Origin of the sequence: Curtobacterium sp. MCLR17_055 (assembly GCF_003234305.1) — a bacterium.
GTDB lineage: Bacteria > Actinomycetota > Actinomycetes > Actinomycetales > Microbacteriaceae > Curtobacterium > Curtobacterium flaccumfaciens.
In genome coordinates this window covers 1-17232 of record NZ_QKSX01000010.1, presented here as the reverse complement: position 1 = coordinate 17232, position 17232 = coordinate 1, and the positions used below count along the sequence as shown (strand labels likewise).

Sequence of the window (17232 nt, the reverse complement as noted above, 5' to 3'; positions counted from 1 at the left end):
CCGGTCGACAGGAGGCCCCAGATGTCGCTCGCGATGCGCCCACCCACCGGGGCGGTGCCGACCGTGCTGCCCCCGACCGTGCCCGTGGCGTTCCCTTCCGGAGCTGCTCCGGCCACCGCGTCGCACCGGACGGTCGCTCCGGCGGGGGCGCGCCGAGGGTTCGTCCCCGCACTGGCGCTGCTCGACCTCGTGCTGCTGCTCACCGCGTTCGTCATCGCCCACGTCGTGCGGTTCCCCTGGGAGCTCGCATCCGTCCGGCCGCGGTCGGGCTGGTTCGAGTTCGTCGTGGCCCCCGCCATCGTCGTGGTCTGGATGCTGCTCCTCTCGGTGTTCCGCACCCGCGACCCGCGGATCGCCGGCATCGGCGGCGACGAGTACCGCCGACTCGTCACCGCGAGCCTCGTCGCCATCGCGGGTGTCGCGGTCGTGGCGTACGCAGCGCAGCTCGACCTGGCCCGCGGGTACGTCGCGATCGCGTTCCCGCTGGGGCTCGCGTTCCTGGCGCTCGGTCGCAAGGGCGTCCGGACGGTTCTGGCCCGGAGCCGCGCCCGGGGTGAGCACCTGCAGGACGTCCTGATCGTCGGTGACGCCGAGGACGTCCGGTACGTGGGCGCGCGCATCGCCGCTGCGCCGAGTGCCGGCTACCGCGTGCGTGCCGTCGTCACGGACTGCGCTCCGGCCGGAGCCCAGGTCGACCTGGGGGCTGCGACGGCTCCGGTCGTCGGCGGCATCGATGACGTGCTCGCGCACGCGCGGGCCGAGGGCGTCTCGGCCGTCGTCGTCGCGGGTGCTGTCCGTGGTGGGCACGCGCGCCTCCGTCGCCTCGGGTGGCAGCTCGAGGAGCACGGCGTCGAGCTCGTGGTGTCCTCTCCCCTGGCCGACATCGCCGCCGGGCGGGTGCACGAGCGCCCCGTCGACGGGCTGCCGCTCATGCACGTCGAGACCCCCGACTACCGTCGCCGGATGGGCAAGCGGGCACTCGACGTCGTCGGCGCCGTGCTCGGCCTGACGTTGCTCTCCCCGGTCCTGGCCGCGGTCGCGCTGGCGGTCCGCGCCGGCGACGGCGGTCCGGTCCTCTTCCGGCAGGTCCGCGTCGGTCGCGGTGGCGCGGAGTTCCCGATCCTGAAGTTCCGGACGATGTGCGTCGACGCCGAGGCGCGCATGGCTGCCCTGCAGTCCGAGAACCAGGGCGCCGGCCCGCTGTTCAAGATGCAGGACGACCCGCGGGTGACCCGGGTCGGTGCGTTCCTGCGACGGACCTCGCTCGACGAACTGCCGCAGCTGTGGAACGTCCTCACCGGTTCGATGAGCCTGGTCGGCCCCCGACCGGCCCTGCCCCGCGAGGTCGCGCTGTACGAGGACTTCGCCGACCGCCGGCTCCTCGTGACCCCGGGCATCACCGGCCTGTGGCAGGTCAGCGGCCGGTCGGACCTCGACTGGGCCGAAGGGGTGCGGCTCGACCTGCACTACGTCGAGAACTGGTCGTTCCTGCACGACCTCGTGATCCTCGCCCGCACCGTCCCGTCGGTGCTCCGGTCCCGGGGCGCGTACTGAGTCCTGCGCTTCCCTGGACGAACGGTGTCCGTTCCGAGGACCGGCCTGGGCATCCAGGGACGGGAGAGTTACGATGGGGGGACACGGACTTCCGCCGCGGTGATCGACGACGATCAGCGGACGGCGACCAGTTCCAGATCAAGGAGTCATGATGATTGGTAACCTGACCGGCCTTCACCTGCTGATCATCCTCGGGATCGTCATCCTGCTGTTCGGCGCGACCAAGCTCCCGGCCCTCGCCAAGGGCCTCGGCCAGTCGATCAACATCTTCAAGAAGGAGATGTCCGACGACGAGAAGAAGGCCCAGGCCAACGGCACGGCTCCGGACGGCACGGTGCAGAACAGCACCGTCCAGAACGTCCCCGCCGAGCCCGCCGCCGGTCCGGTCCTGAACCCGGGGTCGACCGCGCAGCCGAACACCGACTCCCGGCGTTAGGACACCCAGCCCCGTCCTGTCGGCAGCCCCCGCGACCACATCGGTCGCGGGGGCTTCGTCGTGCGGGATCGACCGCGGGGTACCCGGTGCCGCAGGATGAGCACATGACCGCTCCCGTTCCGGCCCCCGTGCCGCACGGCGTCGCGCCGCTCCGGGACGACCGGCGGATCGTGCTGGTGGTGGCGATCCTGGCGTCGTTCGTCGTCGGGCTCGACTCGAGCGTCGTGAACGTCGCACTCCCCGCGATCCGGCAGGAGCTCGGCGGCGGACTCGTCGTGCAGCAGTGGGTCGTCGACGCGTACCTGGTCACCCTCGGCTCGCTCATCCTGGTCGCCGGCAGCCTGTCCGACCTGTTCGGCCGCGTCCGGATCATCACGTGGGGGCTCGTGGTCTTCGGGATCGCGTCCGTGGTGTGCGCGATCGCCCCGACCGGCGAGGTGCTCATCGTCGCCCGGGCGCTGCAGGGCGTCGGCGGGGCGCTCGTCATGCCGAGCGCGCTCGCCCTCATCGTCGCGGCGTTCCGCGGGGCGGCGCAGGCGAAGGCCATCGGCACGTGGACGGCGTGGTCGAGCGCGGCCACGATCCTCGGCCCCGTGGTCGGGGGGCTGGTGGTGGACGGCATCGGGTGGCGGTGGGTCTTCGTGCTCACCGCGGTGCCGATCGCCGTGACGATCCCGCTGGTCCTGCGCATCACCGGTGACGTGCACCCCGCCGTCCGCCCGCGCATCGACGTCGTCGGGGCCGTGCTCGCCGTGGTCGGTGTCGGCGGTGTCGTGCTCGGCCTCATCGAGCAGGAGCGGTTGGGGTGGGGTGCGCCCGTGGTGGTCGGCGCGCTCGTGCTCGGCGCCGCCGCACTGGTGGCCTTCGTGCCGTGGGAACTGCGGGTGACCCGGACGACGGGGTCGCCGCTCGTGCCGCTCGAGCTGTTCCGGGCGCGGAACTTCACGGTCGGCAACCTCGCGACGCTGTCCATCTACGGGGCGCTCGGCATGGTGTTCTTCGTCGTCACCCTGTTCCTGCAGGAGGTCTGGCGGTTCCCGGCCTGGCTCGCCGGCCTCGCGACGCTGCCGCCGACGATCATGCTGCTCGCGCTGTCCACCGCCGTCGGGTCCTTCGCCGGTCGGTACGGTCCGCGGTGGTTCATGGCCGCCGGGCCGGCGGTGGGCGCGGTCGGGGCGCTCCTGCTGCTGCTCGCCGGCGACGACCCGAACGGCTACTGGTGGTCGGTGTTCCCGGGGCTGGTGCTGATCGGCGTGGGCATCGCCCTGATGGTCACGCCCCTGACCAGCGCGGTGCTCGGGTCGGTGCCGCAGTCCGAGGCCGGGTCCGGTTCGGCCGTGAACAACGCGGTCGCGCGGATCGCCGGACTCGTGACGGTGGCACTGGCCGGCGTGGTGCTCGGCGGTGAGGTGAGCGTCGACGGGCTGCACCGGGCCATGGTGGTGATGGCGCTCCTGCTGGCGGCCGGTGCTGTCGTCTGCGCCGTCGGTATCAGGAATGTCCCGGAGCGCACGTAAGTTGAGTGGAGTAGACTCAACTCCAGGACCACCGCAACGAAAGGACGGAACGCATGGCGAACCTCCAGGGCGCTCCTGACTCGCAAGAACGACAGAAGACCGCCCTCGAGCAGTACGGCATCGACCTCACGGCGATCGCCCGCAGCGGCAAGCTCGACCCCGTGATCGGCCGCGACTCCGAGATCCGGCGCGTCTCCCAGGTGCTGACGCGGCGCACCAAGAACAACCCGGTGCTCATCGGCGAGCCCGGCGTCGGCAAGACCGCCGTCGTCGAGGGGCTCGCGCAGCGCATCGTCGCCGGGGACGTCGCCGACTCCCTCAAGGACAAGCGGCTCATCTCGCTCGACATCTCCGCCCTCATCGCCGGCGCCAAGTACCGCGGCGAGTTCGAGGAGCGGCTCAAGGCCGTGCTCAAGGAGATCAACGACTCCGACGGGCAGGTCATCACGTTCATCGACGAGCTGCACACCCTGATGGGTGCCGGGGGTGGCGAGGGATCCGTCGCGGCGTCGAACATGCTCAAGCCGATGCTCGCCCGCGGGGAACTCCGGCTCATCGGCGCGACGACCCTCGACGAGTACCGCGAGTACATCGAGAAGGACGCCGCGCTCGAGCGTCGCTTCCAGCAGGTCTACGTCGGTGAGCCGAGCGTCGAGGACGCCGTGGCGATCCTCCGCGGACTCAAGGAACGCTACGAGGCGCACCACAAGGTGACGATCAACGACTCCGCGCTGGTCGCGGCCGCGAGCCTGTCGAACCGGTACATCTCCGGCCGGCAGCTGCCCGACAAGGCCATCGACCTGATCGACGAGGCCGCGAGCCGACTCCGCATGGAGATCGACTCCAGCCCCGTCGAGATCGACGAGCTGAAGCGGAACGTCGACCGTCTGCGTGTCGAGGAGTTCGCGCTCAAGCAGGAGAAGGACGACGCCTCGAAGGCCCGGCTCGAGACCCTGCGCAACGAGCTGCGGACCCGCGAGGAACGGCTGGCCGAGCTCGAGCAGCGCTGGCAGGCCGAGCGCGCGAGCCTGAACCGGATCGGTGAGCTCAAGCAGCAGCTCGACGACCTGAACATGCGGTCGCAGCGAGCCCAGCGCGAGGCCGACTACGAACTCGTCTCTCGGCTGGAGTACGGCGAGAAGCCCCGAATCGAGGCCGAGCTCGCCGCCGCCGAACAGGCCGAGAGCGCCGACCGGATGGTGAACGACAGCGTCACCGACGAGGACATCGCCGCCGTCATCGCGCAGTGGACGGGCATCCCGCTCGGCCGGCTGCTCCAGGGCGAGACCGAGAAGCTCCTGCACCTCGAGAGCGAGCTCGGCCGCCGGATCATCGGGCAGCGCACCGCCGTGACCACCGTGTCCGAGGCCGTCCGTCGCACCCGCGCCGGCATCTCCGACCCGGACCGCCCGACCGGTTCGTTCCTGTTCCTCGGACCGACGGGCGTCGGCAAGACCGAGCTGGCCAAGGCGCTCGCCGAGTTCCTGTTCGACGACGAGAAGGCCCTCGTCCGCATCGACATGAGCGAGTACGGCGAGAAGCACTCCGTCGCCCGCCTGATCGGTGCTCCGCCCGGGTACGTCGGGTACGAGGCCGGTGGACAGCTCACCGAGGCGGTCCGCCGCCGTCCGTACTCGGTGATCCTGCTCGACGAGATCGAGAAGGCCCACCCCGAGGTGTTCGACGTGCTGCTGCAGGTGCTCGACGACGGGCGACTGACCGACGGCCAGGGGCGCACCGTCGACTTCCGGAACACGATCCTCGTGCTGACGTCGAACCTGGGGTCGCAGTTCATGACGGACCTGTCCCTGAGCGACGCGCAGCGGGAAGAGGCGGTCCGTGAACTCGTGCAGCAGGCGTTCCGGCCGGAGTTCATCAACCGGCTCGACGACATCGTGGTGTTCCAGGCCCTGACGGCCGACGACCTCGGGCAGATCGTGTCGCTCTACGTCGACCGGCTGGCTCGTCGCCTGACCGACCGCCGACTCGAGCTCGCCGTCACCCCGGAGGCGCGCGGCTGGCTCGCGGAGCGCGGGTACGACCCGCTGTACGGCGCGCGGCCCCTGCGTCGCCTGATGCAGCGGCAGATCGACGACCGGTTGGCACGCGCCATCCTGTCGGGTGACGTCCGTGACGGCGACACCGTCCGGGTGGACGTCGCCGCGGACGGCGACGGCCTGACCGTCGAGCCCTTCGAGCTGGCCGAGATCGTCGAGGAGTAGCCCACCACGACGGACAGGAGGCCCGTCACCGGTTCCTGGGACCGGTGACGGGCCGTTCGTCTACCGTCCACGGCATGCCTGAGATCCGCGCGATCCGTCACCTCACCGACGCCGTCGAGCACGCGAGCGTGCTCGACAAGGCCATCGACATCGACCGTGCCGTCGTGAACGCCCTCGCCAAGCCGAAGGCGCTGCGCCAGCTGTTGCACGGTGTGCCGTTCGGCCACCCGATCCACCCGCTCATGGTGCAGGTGCCCCTCGGTGCCTGGATCTCCGCCGCGGTGCTCGACCTGGTCGGCGGGAAGGGCAACGCGAAGGCCGCCAAGACCCTGGTCGGTGTCGGGGTCGTCTCGGCGAGCAGCGCGTCGGTCGCCGGCTACGTCGACTGGTCCGAACTGAACCGCGAGCAGCTCCGCACCGGATGGGTGCACCAGGCCGTGAACTGGACCGGCCTGTCGCTGTACGGCCTGTCGTGGCTGCAGCGGAAGCGCGGCAACCACGGTGCCGGCAAGCTGCTCGGCTTCGCGGGTCTCGCCGTCGTCAGTGTCGGCGGGTACCTCGGCGGACACCTGTCCTACCGGCAGCGTGCCGGCGTCAGTGACCACGGTGAGGTGCCGTTCGACGCCTGATCCGCTTCACAGGTCCGACAAAGGTACGTCACGTGTGATGTATCGATGCGCGTACTCGTGGTGGACGACGAACGGGCCCTCGCCGACCTGGTCGCGACGGGCCTGACCCGGCAGGACATGGCGGTGGATGTCGCCTACCGCGGCGACGACGCCGACGAGCTGCTGGCGGTGCACGACTACGACGTCGTCGTGCTGGACCGTGACGTCCCCGGGCTGCACGGCGACGAGGTCGCACGGCGGCTCACCGCGCGCGGCGCGCTCACACGGATCCTCCTGCTCACCGCCGCGACGACGTTGAGCGACCGTGTGCACGGGCTCGAGCTCGGTGCCGACGACTACCTGACCAAGCCGTTCGAGTACCCGGAACTCGTCGCCCGGGTCCGCGCACTCGGTCGGCGGAGCGTCGCACCCGTCGCCCCGGTGCTCGAGCGTGCGGGGTTCGTCGTCGACACGAACCGGCGGATGGCCACGCGCGACGGGCGGCCGCTCGACCTGACCTCGAAGGAACTCGGGGTGCTCGAGACCCTGCTCCGCGCGGACGGTCGGATCGTCTCCGCCGAGCACCTGCTCGAGAAGGTCTGGGACGTGAACACCGACCCGTTCACCGCCGCGGTCCGCGTGACGATGTCGAAGCTCCGCCGGAAGCTCGGGGACCCGGACCCGATCCGGACGGTGCCCGGCCAGGGCTACGCGCTGTGAGCCGGTGGGCCCGGGGCTGGAGCATCCGGACCCGGACGGCCCTGACGTTCGCGCTCGCGGCCATGGCGCTCGCGACCGGGGTCGTCGTCTTCACGAACACGATGTCGCTGGCGGGTGTCGGTGCCGGCCTCGACACCGCGGCCGTGCAGCGCCCGCCGTCCGGATCGCAGGGCGCCACGACCGCTCCGGCGCCGATCGAGGTCGACGGAACCGACGACGACGGTGCGGTGGCGGTGATCCGGCTCGTGACCGTGCAGCAGTGGCAGTGGTCCGCGATCGGGATCGCGGGTGCCGGGCTCGCGGCCGGGGGCATCGGCTGGCTCGTCAGCCGCCGGGTCCTCCGGCCCATCGACCGGATCACCGCGACCACGAACCGCATCTCGGCGTCGAACCTGCACGAGCGCATCGCGCTGGACGGTCCCGACGACGAGCTCCGGCGGCTCTCGCGCACCATCGACGACCTGCTGGCCCGCCTGGAGACCGCGTTCGAGAGCCAGCGCCGGTTCGTCGCCCAGGCGTCCCACGAACTCCGGACGCCCCTCGCGGTGCAGCGCGCGGCGGTGCAGATCGGCCTGCACGACGACGCCGACCCCGCGGAGGTCCGAGCGGTCCGGGCGGAGCTGCTGGAGCAGAACCGCCGCACCGAGCGGTTGGTCGAGTCGTTGCTCGTGCTCGCCGAGGCCGATCGTGGCCTGGCGGGCGCGACGCGCGCCGTCGATCTCGACGAGGTGACCGCCGAGGTCGTCGCGGGGGCGGCCCGGGACGCGGCCGAGGCGGGGGTGACGCTGACCCACGAGTGCCGCACCGGGCCTCCCGGCCTGGTCGTCCCGGGGGAGCCGACGCTGCTGCGGCAGCTGCTCGGCAACCTGGTCGGCAACGCCGTCGAGTACAACGAACCCGGCGGCACCGTCCTGGTGACCACGGAGCCGGACGGGTTCGTCGTCGAGAACGGTGGGCCGGTGGTCGCGGCGGACGAGGCGGAGCTGCTCGTCGAACCGTTCCGCCGCGGTGGGACGGACGACGCACGCGGCCAGCACAGCGGTCTCGGGCTGTCGATCGTGGCCGCGATCGTGCACGCGCACGGGTGGCGACTGTCGATCACCGCACGGCCGATCGGCGGGCTGCTCGTGCGGGTCCGTGTTTCGTCGGTGCAACCCGACGTGCACGCGGGGCGAAACAGCCGTTCCGGTGTGCTGGAGGCATGAACCACACCACGAAGACGACCACCCGGCGCACCCGGTCCCTGATGAGCGCGGCCGCTGCCGTCGTCCTGCTGCCCCTGTTCCTGGTCGGCTGCTCGGACGCGTCACCGGACGCCGACACGACGACGGCGTCCGGTGGGGCGGCACCCGGCGTCGCCCTCGCCGAGTGCATGCGCGACCGCGGCTACGACATGCCCGACCCCGGCACCGGGGGCGGGTCGATGCAGCTCAGCGCACCCGACGGCGTCGATCCCGAGCAGTACCAGGAGGACCTCACGGGCTGCCTCGACGACTCCGCAGCGGCCGGGGACGCGCAGGCCGCGCAGCCGATGCCGGGCAGCGAGGAGATCGCGAGGAAGACGGCGGAGTGCCTGCGGGAGCAGGGGTTCCCGGACTTCCCGGACGACCAGGAGACGCAGAACCGGTTCCAGCCCGACGACCAAGAGGCGTTCGACGAGGCCGCCCACACCTGCACCGACGCGGCCTTCGAGGCCGTCCAGGGCGGAGCCGGGTCGTGACCCACCGTCGCGTCCGTCGCCGGGTGATCGTGTCGGTGTGCCTCGTCGCGGCGGTGGCCGCGGGGGCCGGGACGTGGGCCCTCGCCACGGTGCCGAGCGGTCCGGGAGCCTCGGCCAGCAGCGGGTCGCGCGGCGGGACCGCGTCGACCGGAGCCACCGCCACGGTCACCCGCGGCGACCTGACCGACTCGAAGGTGTTCGCCGGGACGCTCGGGTACGGCGCGGCGACGGGGGTGCCAGGTGCCGCCGCCGGCACGATCACCTGGCTGCCCCGCGCCGGTGACGTCATCGAACGCGACGGGGCCCTGTACGCCGTCGACGAGCGGGACGTCCGTGCGATGTACGGCACGGTACCGCTCTGGCGGGACCTTCAGCGTGGGCTGCAGGGCGCCGACGTGCGGCAGCTCAACGAGAACCTGGCCGCGCTCGGGTACGACGTGTCCGTGGACGACCGGTTCGGCCCACGGACCGAGCGAGCCGTCCGGCAGTGGCAGCAGGACCGCGGACACGAGGTGACCGGGGTGCTGACGGCGGACGACGTCGCCTTCGTGGACGGCGCGGTCCGGGTCGCCTCGGTCGACGGTCGGCTCGGGGAGCGGATCGCCGGCGGACCGGGTGCGGGCGCGGGTGTCGGTGGCGCTGGTGCCGGCGCGGGTGCGGCGGCCGACGTCCTGCAGGTCACGAGCACCCGGCGTGTCGTCACGGCGACCGTGCCCCAGCGCGACGCGGAACGGCTCGCGGTCGGCACCGACGTCGAGGTCCGGGTGAACGGTGCCGGGGCGGCGATGCCCGGTTCCGTCGTCGACGTGCAGCCGACGACGAGCGAGGACGGCGGCACGGCCGTCGACGTCTCGGTGTCGTTCGACCCCGGGAAGCGCACGTTGCCCGCGGCAGCCTCCGCGCAGGTCGATGCGAAGGGCACCACCGAGCACGACGTCCTGTCCGTGCCGGTCGCCGCACTCGTCGCGGGCGCCGGCAGCCGGTACGCCGTCGACGTCGTGCAGGGGGACGGCACGACGGAGCGGGTCCGGGTCGAGCCCGGCTTCAGCGCGGACGGACGGATCGCGGTCACGGGTGACCTGGCCGCCGGCGACCGCGTGGTGGTGCCCGGATGAACGCCGCCGTGCTGCGATCCGCCGCCGTGCGGCCCACCGCCGCCGCGCTGCCATCCGACTCCGTCCTGTCGCTCCGTGACGTCACGAAGACCTACGGCGACGTCGGAGCCCTGCGCGGGGTGTCGCTCGAGGTCACCGCCGGCGAAATCGTCGCGGTCGTCGGCCCGTCGGGGTCGGGCAAGTCGACGATGCTCAACGTCGTCGGGACCCTCGACCGTCCCACGTCCGGCACGGTGACGATCGCCGGCAACGACGTCGCGACGATGTCCGACGACGCCCTGTCCGGACTCCGTGCTGACCACATCGGCTTCGTCTTCCAGCACTTCCACCTGCAGGCCGGCGCGACCGCCACCGAGAACGTCGCCGACGGCCTGCTCTACCAGGGCGTGCCCCGGCGCGAGCGGCACCGACTGGCGGTCGAGGCCTTGGGACGAGTGGGCCTGGCGCACCGGGTGGACCACCGACCGCACCAGCTCTCCGGTGGGGAGCGCCAACGCGTCGCCATCGCGCGGGCCGTCGTCGGCGACCCGACGATCCTGCTCGCCGACGAACCGACGGGTGCGCTCGACACGGCGTCCGGTGCCGCGGTCGTCGAGCTCCTGCGCGAGCTCAACGCGGCGGGCACGACGGTCGTGGTCATCACCCACGACCTCGACCTGGCGGCGTCGCTGCCCCGGCAGGTCCGGATGCGCGACGGCATGATCGAGCCCGAGGTCACCCGATGAGCCGGCGTCGGTCCGTGGGCGCGGTCGACCTGCTCCGCCTCGGCGTCTTCGGGCTGCGGACCCGGCCCGGACGTGTCGTGCTGTCGGCGCTGGGCATCGCGATCGGCATCGCGGCGATGCTCGCGGTCGTCGGGATCTCGTCGTCGAGCAAGGCGAAGGTCGACCAGGTGCTCGACACCCTCGGCACGAACGTGCTCACCCTCACCCAGGCGCAGGGCCTCGGCGAACCGGTCCCGTTGCCGTCCACCGCACTCGAGTCGGTGCTGCGGCAGGACGACGTCGAGTCGGCCGCCGCCGTCGGCACCGTGCCGGACACCGGCGTGTACCGGAACGACCGCGTGCCGGCGCCCGAGACGAAGGGCCTCGGGGTGCTCGCCGCGTGGGGCGACGTGCCACGGGTCCTCGGCGGGCAGCTCGCAGCCGGGCGGTGGATCGACGACGCCGCCGGGGCGCCGCCGCAGGTCGTGCTGGGGGCACGGGCGGCCGCGGTCCTCGGCATGGAGGACCTGCATCCGGACAGCCGGGTCTGGATCGGCGGGCGGTGGGTGCAGGTGGTCGGGGTGCTCCACCCCGTCGCGCTCGCCGAGGACCTCGACTCGCGGGTGTTCGTGCCCCGCGGGTTCGCCGGGCAGCTGGGCTTCGACGGGGCCCCGACCGCGGTCTACACGCGCGTCGACCCGGCGCACGTCGAACGGTCGAGGGACCTGCTCGCCGGTGCGGTCCGACCCGGGGCACCGCAGGACGTCGGCGTGACACGGCCGTCGGACGCGTTGGCCGCGAAGGACGCCACGGACGACTCCTTCACCGGGCTGCTGGTCGGCATCGGCGGGGTGGCGCTGCTCGTCGGGGGCATCGGGGTGGCGAACACGATGGTGATCACCGTCCTGGAACGCCGCGCCGAGGTGGGCGTCCGTCGTGCGCTGGGGGCCCGTCGTCGGAGCATCCGCGACCAGTTCCTGGTCGAGTCGTTGCTGCTGTCGTTCCTCGGCGGGCTGGCCGGCGTCGTGCTCGGCGTCGCGGTGACGGTCGTCTTCGCCGTCACGCAGGGCTGGCCCGTCGCACTGCCGGTGTGGGCCGTCGTCGGGGGACTCGGTGCCACGGTCGTCATCGGCGGGGTCTCCGGGCTCTACCCGGCGGCACGCGCGGCGCGGATCCCGCCGACGTCCGCCCTGGCGGCCGTCTGACGCGTGCGGTGGACGCGCGCACGGGAGGCCCGGTGCCGGTCCGGCGGACCGGCACCGGGCCTCCAGGCGGTCGCTTCCCCACGCCGGACGCGAGTCGCAGATCATGCCTGGTCATGACCACCTGGTCAAGCATCTGCGTCGATCTGTTCGACATCCGTGATGCCCCGGAAACACGCGGATCGAAAGCGGTCACAGGGACCGATCCAACGGTTGACAAGGGGCCGTGCAGGGTCTTCTATTGCGAATACGCAACGTCCTTTCATAAAGGTCGGACCAAGGGAGTCATCGTGACACGAACGCGTTTCGCCGCACTCGGTGCGCTCGCCCTCGCAGGCGCGCTCGCCCTCACCGGGTGCTCCGCCGGGAGCAACGCCGCTTCCGACGGCGGCACGAAGTCCATCGGCACACCCGATGGCACGGGCAAGACCATCACCGTCTGGATGATGAACGGCGACCTGAGCGACAAGGTGCTCGACGCCGCCGGCAAGCAGTTCACCGCCGACACCGGGGCGAAGGTGAAGATCCAGACCCAGCAGTGGGACGGGATCACCACCAAGCTCACCACGGCGCTCGCGCAGAGCGACGCCCCCGACGTGGTCGACCTCGGCAACACCCAGGTGCCGGTCTACGCGGCCGCCGGCGGGTTGACCGACCTGACGCCGTACCGCGACGAGCTCAAGGACGGCCAGACCTGGCTCACCGGGCTCGAGGGCCCCGCCACCGTCGACGGCAAGCTCTACGGGGCACCGCTGTTCGCCGGCAACCGGGCCGTGGTCTACGACAAGAAGGTCTGGAAGGACGCCGGCGTGACCGACGTGCCGACCACCTACGACGAGCTCACCGCCGACCTCGACAAGGTCAAGGCCGCCAACCCGGCCAGTGACTTCTCCGCCTTCTACATGCCCGGGCAGTACTGGTACGGCGGGCTGCAGTGGGTCTGGGACGCTGGCGGCGAGATCGCCACGGACAAGGGAGGCAAGTGGACCGGCACGCTCGACTCCGCGGACGCGGTCAAGGGGCTGACCGCCTGGAAGGACTTCCAGAACGCGTACTCGGCGAAGTCCACGCAGGACATCAACACCGACAAGCCCTCGCAGAGCGACGTCTTCGCACAGGGCAACACCTCGGCGTTCCTCGGGTCCGCCTGGGAGATCGGCTCGATCACCACGGCGAAGCCGGAGCTCACCGACCGCATCGGCACGTTCCCGATGCCGTCGTCCACGGCGGGGAAGACGCAGCCGGTGTTCCTCGGCGGCTCCGACCTGGGGATCCCGGCCAAGGCGAAGAACCAGGAGCTCGCGCTGTACTACCTGAAGATCCTGACCTCGAAGGAGTTCCAGCAGGACCAGGTGTTCGGGGTCGACGGCTGGGAGCCGAACTCCACCGAGCTGCTCGACGCGGTCGCCGGCGACGTCGACGAGCTGCACAAGCCGTACTTCGAGGCGGCCGGTACGAGCCGACCGACCCCGGCCACCCCGGGCTGGGCCACCATCGAGGGTGACGCCTCGTTCCAGTCGATGTTCGCCGACGTCGCCACCGGTCGGAAGTCGCCGGAGCAGGCCGCCGAGGGCTTCTCGAAGCACCTCACGACCGCGCTGAACGCGCAGCCGTAGGCGATGACGTCCACTGCGGAGCCGGTGACCGACGCGGAGCCGTCCGCGCCGGTCACCGGCGGGCGGGATGGCGGGCCGGTTCAGGGTCCGTCGCGGAGTTCCCGTCGAGGCGGGCGGGGCACGGGTCGTCGGTCGCCGGTCGGGTCGCGGGCGCCGCTCGTCCTGCTGGCCCCGGCGGCACTGCTGCTCCTGGCCCTCGTCGTCTACCCGCTCGTCCGGCTCGTCGTCATCTCGTTCCAGGACTACGGGCTGCGGGCGATCTTCACCGGGCAGGCCGGGTTCACCGGGCTGACGAACTACACGGACGTCCTGACCGACGCGTCGTTCTGGCCGGTCATCCTGCGCACCGTGCTCGTGACGGGCGCGATGGTCCTCGGCACGATCGTCATCGGCATGGGGGTGGCACAGCTGCTCACCCGTCTCGGGGTCACGATGCGCACGGTCGTCAGCGTCGTGCTCGTGCTGGCCTGGGCGATGCCGAACGTGGCCTCGAGCCTGGTCTGGCAGTGGCTCTTCCAGCCGTTCTACGGCGTGCTCAACTGGCTCATCACGCAGCTGCGGGTGTTCGGCGACCACACGCAGGACAACTGGGCCTCGCATCCGGGGCAGGCGTACACGATCGTGCTGACGCTCGTCATCTGGCAGGCCGTGCCGTTCGTGGCGCTGACGCTGTACGCCGCGCAGTCCCAGATCGCGCCGGAGTACTACGAGGCCGGTGCGCTCGACGGGGCATCGGTGTGGACGATGTACCGCGCGATCACGCTGCCGGCACTCGCGCCGACGCTGCTGCTCGTGTCGATCCTGTCGGTGATCTGGGACTTCAACGTCTTCAACCAGATCTGGCTGCTCACCCGCGGCGGACCGGAGGAGGCCACGCTGACCCTCGGCATCTGGACCTTCGTGCAGTCGTTCGTGTCCAACGCCTACGGGCAGGGCGCGGCGATCGCCGTGATCTCGACCCTGATCCTCGGGGTGCTCACCAGCTACTACATCCGCCGGCTCGTCCGCAGCGGTGAGGAGGACCTGTGACCGTCTCGAGAACGGCGCCCCGTGCGGGCAGCGTCTCCGCGCCGGGCCCCGTGCGGGTGCGCAAACGCAAGCCGCGCATCGTCGCGAACACCATCGCCGTGGTGTTCTGCCTGGTCTGGGTGTTCCCGATCTACTGGATGGTGAACACGGCCTTCAAGCCCGCCGACGAGGTCACCACGATGACCCCGATCTGGGCGCCGCTGCACCCGACGCTCGACAACTTCACGCGGGCGCTCACGCAGGAGGGCTTCCTGGTCTACCTGCGCAACTCCACCATCGTCGTGGTGGCGGCCGTGCTGCTGTCGATCGTCGTCGGGTTCCTGGCGTCGGCGGCACTGTCGCGGTTCCGGTTCCGGGGTCGGCGGGCGATCCTGGTCGCGATCCTGTTCGTGCAGATGATCCCCTCGGGCGCACTGCTCATCCCGCTGTTCCTGTCGTTCCAGACCCTGGGGCTGCTGAACAGCTACGTCGGGCTGATCCTGGCGTACGTGGCGAGCGTGCTGCCGTTCTCGATCTGGGTGATGCGCGGCTTCTTCGTGGCCGTCCCCGTCGAGATCGAAGAGGCCGCGAAGGTGGACGGCGCCGGCACGTTCCGGATCCTGTGGAGCGTGCTGTTCCCGCTCGTCATGCCCGGGGTCATCGCCACGAGCGTGTTCGCGTTCATCGCGGCGTGGAACGACTACCTGATCGCGTACGTGATGCTCAAGGACCAGGGGATGTACACGCTGCCGGTCTGGCTCGCCGGGTTCTCGACGAACAAGGGCACGGACTTCGGTGGGCTGATGGCGGCGAGCGTGCTGTTCTCGATCCCGGTCGTGGTGTTCTTCCTCATCGTGCAGCGCCGGCTGGTCAGCGGGATGACTGCGGGTGCCGTGAAGGGGTAGCGCTCGGACGGCCGGCACCTGTGGACGTGTTGGTTGCATGTCGGAACGGTTGCGTTCTTGTGGGTTTCAGACGTACAGTGCTCGAAACCCAACGGAACGAAGGAGTTCGGGCATGTACGCAACCGAGCGGCACACCGCCATCGCCGCCGAGCTGCAGTCCGCCGGTCGCGTGTCGGTCGCCGGTCTGGCCGAGCACTTCGACGTCACCACCGAGACCGTTCGCCGTGACCTCGACGCCCTCGAGTCCGCCGGGGTCCTGCGCCGGGTGCACGGGGGAGCGGTCCCCGTCGGCCGCTCGAGCGTCGTGGAACTCAGCGTCGCCGAGCGCGAGGGGCAGCACGGCACCGCGAAGTCCGCAATCGCCCGCGCCGCGATGCGCCTGGTGCCGCCGACCTTCACCGGCTCGATCGCCCTCGACGCCGGCACCACCTGCGCCGCCGTCGCCTCCGAGCTCGCCCGCTGGGAGCCCGAGGTCGCCGGCTCGACCATCACCGTCATCACGAACTCGGTGCCGATCGCCGCGACCCTGCAGCACAGCGAGCACCTCGAACTGCACCTGCTCGGCGGCCGCGTGCGTGGCGTCACGAGCGCCGCCGTCGGCACGGCCACCGTCGAGCAGATCGGTGCGCTCCGGCCCGACATGGCGTTCATCGGCACGAACGGCCTGTCCGCCGGCTTCGGCCTGAGCACCCCGGACGAGTACGAGGCCGCCGTGAAGGGCGCCTACGTGCTCGCCGCCCGACGGGCCGTGGTGCTCGCCGACGCCGCCAAGCACGGCGTGGAGGCCCTGATGCGGTTCGCGCGCCTGGACGAGATCGACACGCTCGTCACCGACGTGCAGCCCCCGGCCGACCTCGCCGGTGCGCTCGCCGACGCCGACGTCGAGGTGGTCGTCGCATGAACGCCCGCATCGTCACGGTCACCCCGAACCCGTCCCTCGACCGCACGATCGAGCTCGCCGGCGAACTGCAGCGCGGCGCCGTCCAGCGTGCGACCCGGTCCACCGCCGAACCCGGCGGCAAGGGCGTCAACGTCTCCCGCGTGGTCGTCGCAAGCGGCGGGGACACCGTCGCCGTCCTGCCCGGCGACGAGCTCGACCCGGTCCTGCTCGGCCTGGCCACCCGCGGCATCCCGACGGCCGCGCTGCCGATCGGGGCGCCCCTCCGCTCGAACGTCACCGTGACCGAGCCGACCGGCACCACGACGAAGCTCAACGAACCCGGCCCCTCGCTCGCCGGCCGCCTCGACGACCTCGCCGCGCTGGTCGCCGACACCGCCGCTGCGACCGCCACCGGCCCCGCCGCCCGCTGGGTCGTGGTCGCCGGGTCGCTGCCGCCCGGTCTGCCCGACGACGCGCTCGCCGTGCTCGTTCGCGCCGTCCGTGCCCGCCACGGTGCCGACGTCCGGATTGCCGTCGACTCGTCCGGGGTGCCGTTCACCGCGCTGCTGCAGTCCGGCGAACGGATCGACCTGGTGAAGCCGAACGCCGAGGAACTCGCCGAGGTCGTCGGCGGCGACCCCGAGGAGTACGAGCGCGACCTCGACGCCGCGGTGGCCGGAGCCCAGCGGCTGCGGCGGAAGAACGTCGGCACGGTCCTGCTCACCCTGGGCAGCGCCGGCGCCGTGCTGGTCTCCGACGAGGGCGCGTTCGCCGCCGCTGCACCGAAGATCGTCGCCCGGTCGACCGTCGGAGCGGGGGACTCCTCCCTCGCCGGCTACCTGCTCGCCGAGGTCGCCGGAGCCGCACCCGAGCAGCGTCTCGCACAGGCCGTCGCCACCGGTGCCGCGGCCGCAGCACTGCCCGGCAGCGACGTGCCGGCACTCGACCACACCGACCCGACGGCGGTCTCCGTCCGGGTGCTCCACACGCACCCGGCCCCCGAACCCGCCTGATCCCCTCCCCAC

16 protein-coding genes are annotated in these 17232 nt (G+C 71.8%); all 16 read left to right on the top strand.

The window, feature by feature from the left end; genetic code table 11:
• Window positions 1-21 precede the first annotated feature (21 nt).
• Window positions 22-1554 carry a sugar transferase gene (locus DEJ09_RS10155; RefSeq protein WP_111088446.1) on the top strand — a complete coding sequence of 511 codons (1533 nt, stop codon included), beginning with the start codon at window positions 22-24 and terminating at the stop codon, window positions 1552-1554.
• Window positions 1555-1705: 151 nt separating this feature from the next.
• Entirely contained in the window at window positions 1706-1990 is a 285-nt protein-coding gene (tatA, locus tag DEJ09_RS10150; protein ID WP_111088581.1) for a twin-arginine translocase TatA/TatE family subunit, read from the top strand.
• 104 nt (window positions 1991-2094) lie between these two features.
• Window positions 2095-3507, top strand: a complete 1413-nt coding sequence (locus DEJ09_RS10145) for an MFS transporter (RefSeq protein ID WP_111088444.1) — start codon at window positions 2095-2097, stop codon at window positions 3505-3507.
• Window positions 3508-3560: 53 nt separating this feature from the next.
• Complete coding sequence (locus tag DEJ09_RS10140; protein WP_084740532.1) at window positions 3561-5729, top strand: ATP-dependent Clp protease ATP-binding subunit; 2169 nt, start codon at window positions 3561-3563, stop codon at window positions 5727-5729.
• A 74-nt stretch (window positions 5730-5803) separates the two neighbouring features.
• Window positions 5804-6358, top strand: coding sequence for a DUF2231 domain-containing protein (locus DEJ09_RS10135; RefSeq protein WP_111088442.1), 555 nt, complete (start codon window positions 5804-5806; stop codon window positions 6356-6358).
• A gap of 45 nt (window positions 6359-6403) precedes the next feature.
• A complete protein-coding gene (locus tag DEJ09_RS10130; RefSeq protein ID WP_111029730.1) occupies window positions 6404-7057 on the top strand; it encodes a response regulator transcription factor in 654 nt (217 codons plus the stop codon).
• The gene (locus tag DEJ09_RS10125) at window positions 7054-8262 is read left to right on the top strand and encodes a HAMP domain-containing sensor histidine kinase (RefSeq protein ID WP_111088441.1); all 1209 of its coding nucleotides are present in this window, start codon (window positions 7054-7056) and stop codon (window positions 8260-8262) included. Before DEJ09_RS10130 ends, DEJ09_RS10125 begins: the two co-directional genes overlap by 4 nt.
• Window positions 8259-8777 carry a hypothetical protein gene (locus tag DEJ09_RS10120; protein ID WP_111088439.1) on the top strand — a complete coding sequence of 173 codons (519 nt, stop codon included), beginning with the start codon at window positions 8259-8261 and terminating at the stop codon, window positions 8775-8777. Before DEJ09_RS10125 ends, DEJ09_RS10120 begins: the two co-directional genes overlap by 4 nt.
• Window positions 8774-9892, top strand: coding sequence for a peptidoglycan-binding protein (locus DEJ09_RS10115; RefSeq protein WP_111088437.1), 1119 nt, complete (start codon window positions 8774-8776; stop codon window positions 9890-9892). The genes DEJ09_RS10120 and DEJ09_RS10115 overlap by 4 nt, the downstream gene beginning before the upstream one ends.
• Before the next feature lie 8 nt (window positions 9893-9900).
• Entirely contained in the window at window positions 9901-10617 is a 717-nt protein-coding gene (locus DEJ09_RS10110) for an ABC transporter ATP-binding protein (protein WP_258373862.1), read from the top strand.
• Complete coding sequence (locus tag DEJ09_RS10105) at window positions 10614-11801, top strand: ABC transporter permease (RefSeq protein ID WP_181433327.1); 1188 nt, start codon at window positions 10614-10616, stop codon at window positions 11799-11801. Before DEJ09_RS10110 ends, DEJ09_RS10105 begins: the two co-directional genes overlap by 4 nt.
• A gap of 287 nt (window positions 11802-12088) precedes the next feature.
• Window positions 12089-13414 carry a sugar ABC transporter substrate-binding protein gene (locus DEJ09_RS10100; protein ID WP_220034931.1) on the top strand — a complete coding sequence of 442 codons (1326 nt, stop codon included), beginning with the start codon at window positions 12089-12091 and terminating at the stop codon, window positions 13412-13414.
• Window positions 13415-13417: 3 nt separating this feature from the next.
• Complete coding sequence (locus DEJ09_RS10095; RefSeq protein WP_111088432.1) at window positions 13418-14443, top strand: carbohydrate ABC transporter permease; 1026 nt, start codon at window positions 13418-13420, stop codon at window positions 14441-14443.
• Complete coding sequence (locus DEJ09_RS10090) at window positions 14440-15327, top strand: carbohydrate ABC transporter permease (RefSeq protein ID WP_239001397.1); 888 nt, start codon at window positions 14440-14442, stop codon at window positions 15325-15327. Before DEJ09_RS10095 ends, DEJ09_RS10090 begins: the two co-directional genes overlap by 4 nt.
• Before the next feature lie 112 nt (window positions 15328-15439).
• Complete coding sequence (locus tag DEJ09_RS10085; protein ID WP_111088430.1) at window positions 15440-16228, top strand: DeoR/GlpR family DNA-binding transcription regulator; 789 nt, start codon at window positions 15440-15442, stop codon at window positions 16226-16228.
• On the top strand, window positions 16225-17220 hold the full coding sequence (locus tag DEJ09_RS10080; RefSeq protein ID WP_071404330.1) for a 1-phosphofructokinase family hexose kinase: 996 nt from the start codon (window positions 16225-16227) through the stop codon (window positions 17218-17220). Before DEJ09_RS10085 ends, DEJ09_RS10080 begins: the two co-directional genes overlap by 4 nt.
• The last annotated feature ends 12 nt before the right edge of the window (window positions 17221-17232 follow it).

Coding starts and splice junctions, on each gene's coding strand:
- DEJ09_RS10155 (WP_111088446.1), top strand. CDS start 22: ATGTCGCTCGCGATGCGCCCACCCACCGGGGCGGTGCCGACCGTGCTG.
- tatA (WP_111088581.1), top strand. CDS start 1,706: ATGATTGGTAACCTGACCGGCCTTCACCTGCTGATCATCCTCGGGATC.
- DEJ09_RS10145 (WP_111088444.1), top strand. CDS start 2,095: ATGACCGCTCCCGTTCCGGCCCCCGTGCCGCACGGCGTCGCGCCGCTC.
- DEJ09_RS10140 (WP_084740532.1), top strand. CDS start 3,561: ATGGCGAACCTCCAGGGCGCTCCTGACTCGCAAGAACGACAGAAGACC.
- DEJ09_RS10135 (WP_111088442.1), top strand. CDS start 5,804: ATGCCTGAGATCCGCGCGATCCGTCACCTCACCGACGCCGTCGAGCAC.
- DEJ09_RS10130 (WP_111029730.1), top strand. CDS start 6,404: ATGCGCGTACTCGTGGTGGACGACGAACGGGCCCTCGCCGACCTGGTC.
- DEJ09_RS10120 (WP_111088439.1), top strand. CDS start 8,259: ATGAACCACACCACGAAGACGACCACCCGGCGCACCCGGTCCCTGATG.
- DEJ09_RS10105 (WP_181433327.1), top strand. CDS start 10,614: ATGAGCCGGCGTCGGTCCGTGGGCGCGGTCGACCTGCTCCGCCTCGGC.
- DEJ09_RS10095 (WP_111088432.1), top strand. CDS start 13,418: ATGACGTCCACTGCGGAGCCGGTGACCGACGCGGAGCCGTCCGCGCCG.
- DEJ09_RS10085 (WP_111088430.1), top strand. CDS start 15,440: ATGTACGCAACCGAGCGGCACACCGCCATCGCCGCCGAGCTGCAGTCC.
- DEJ09_RS10080 (WP_071404330.1), top strand. CDS start 16,225: ATGAACGCCCGCATCGTCACGGTCACCCCGAACCCGTCCCTCGACCGC.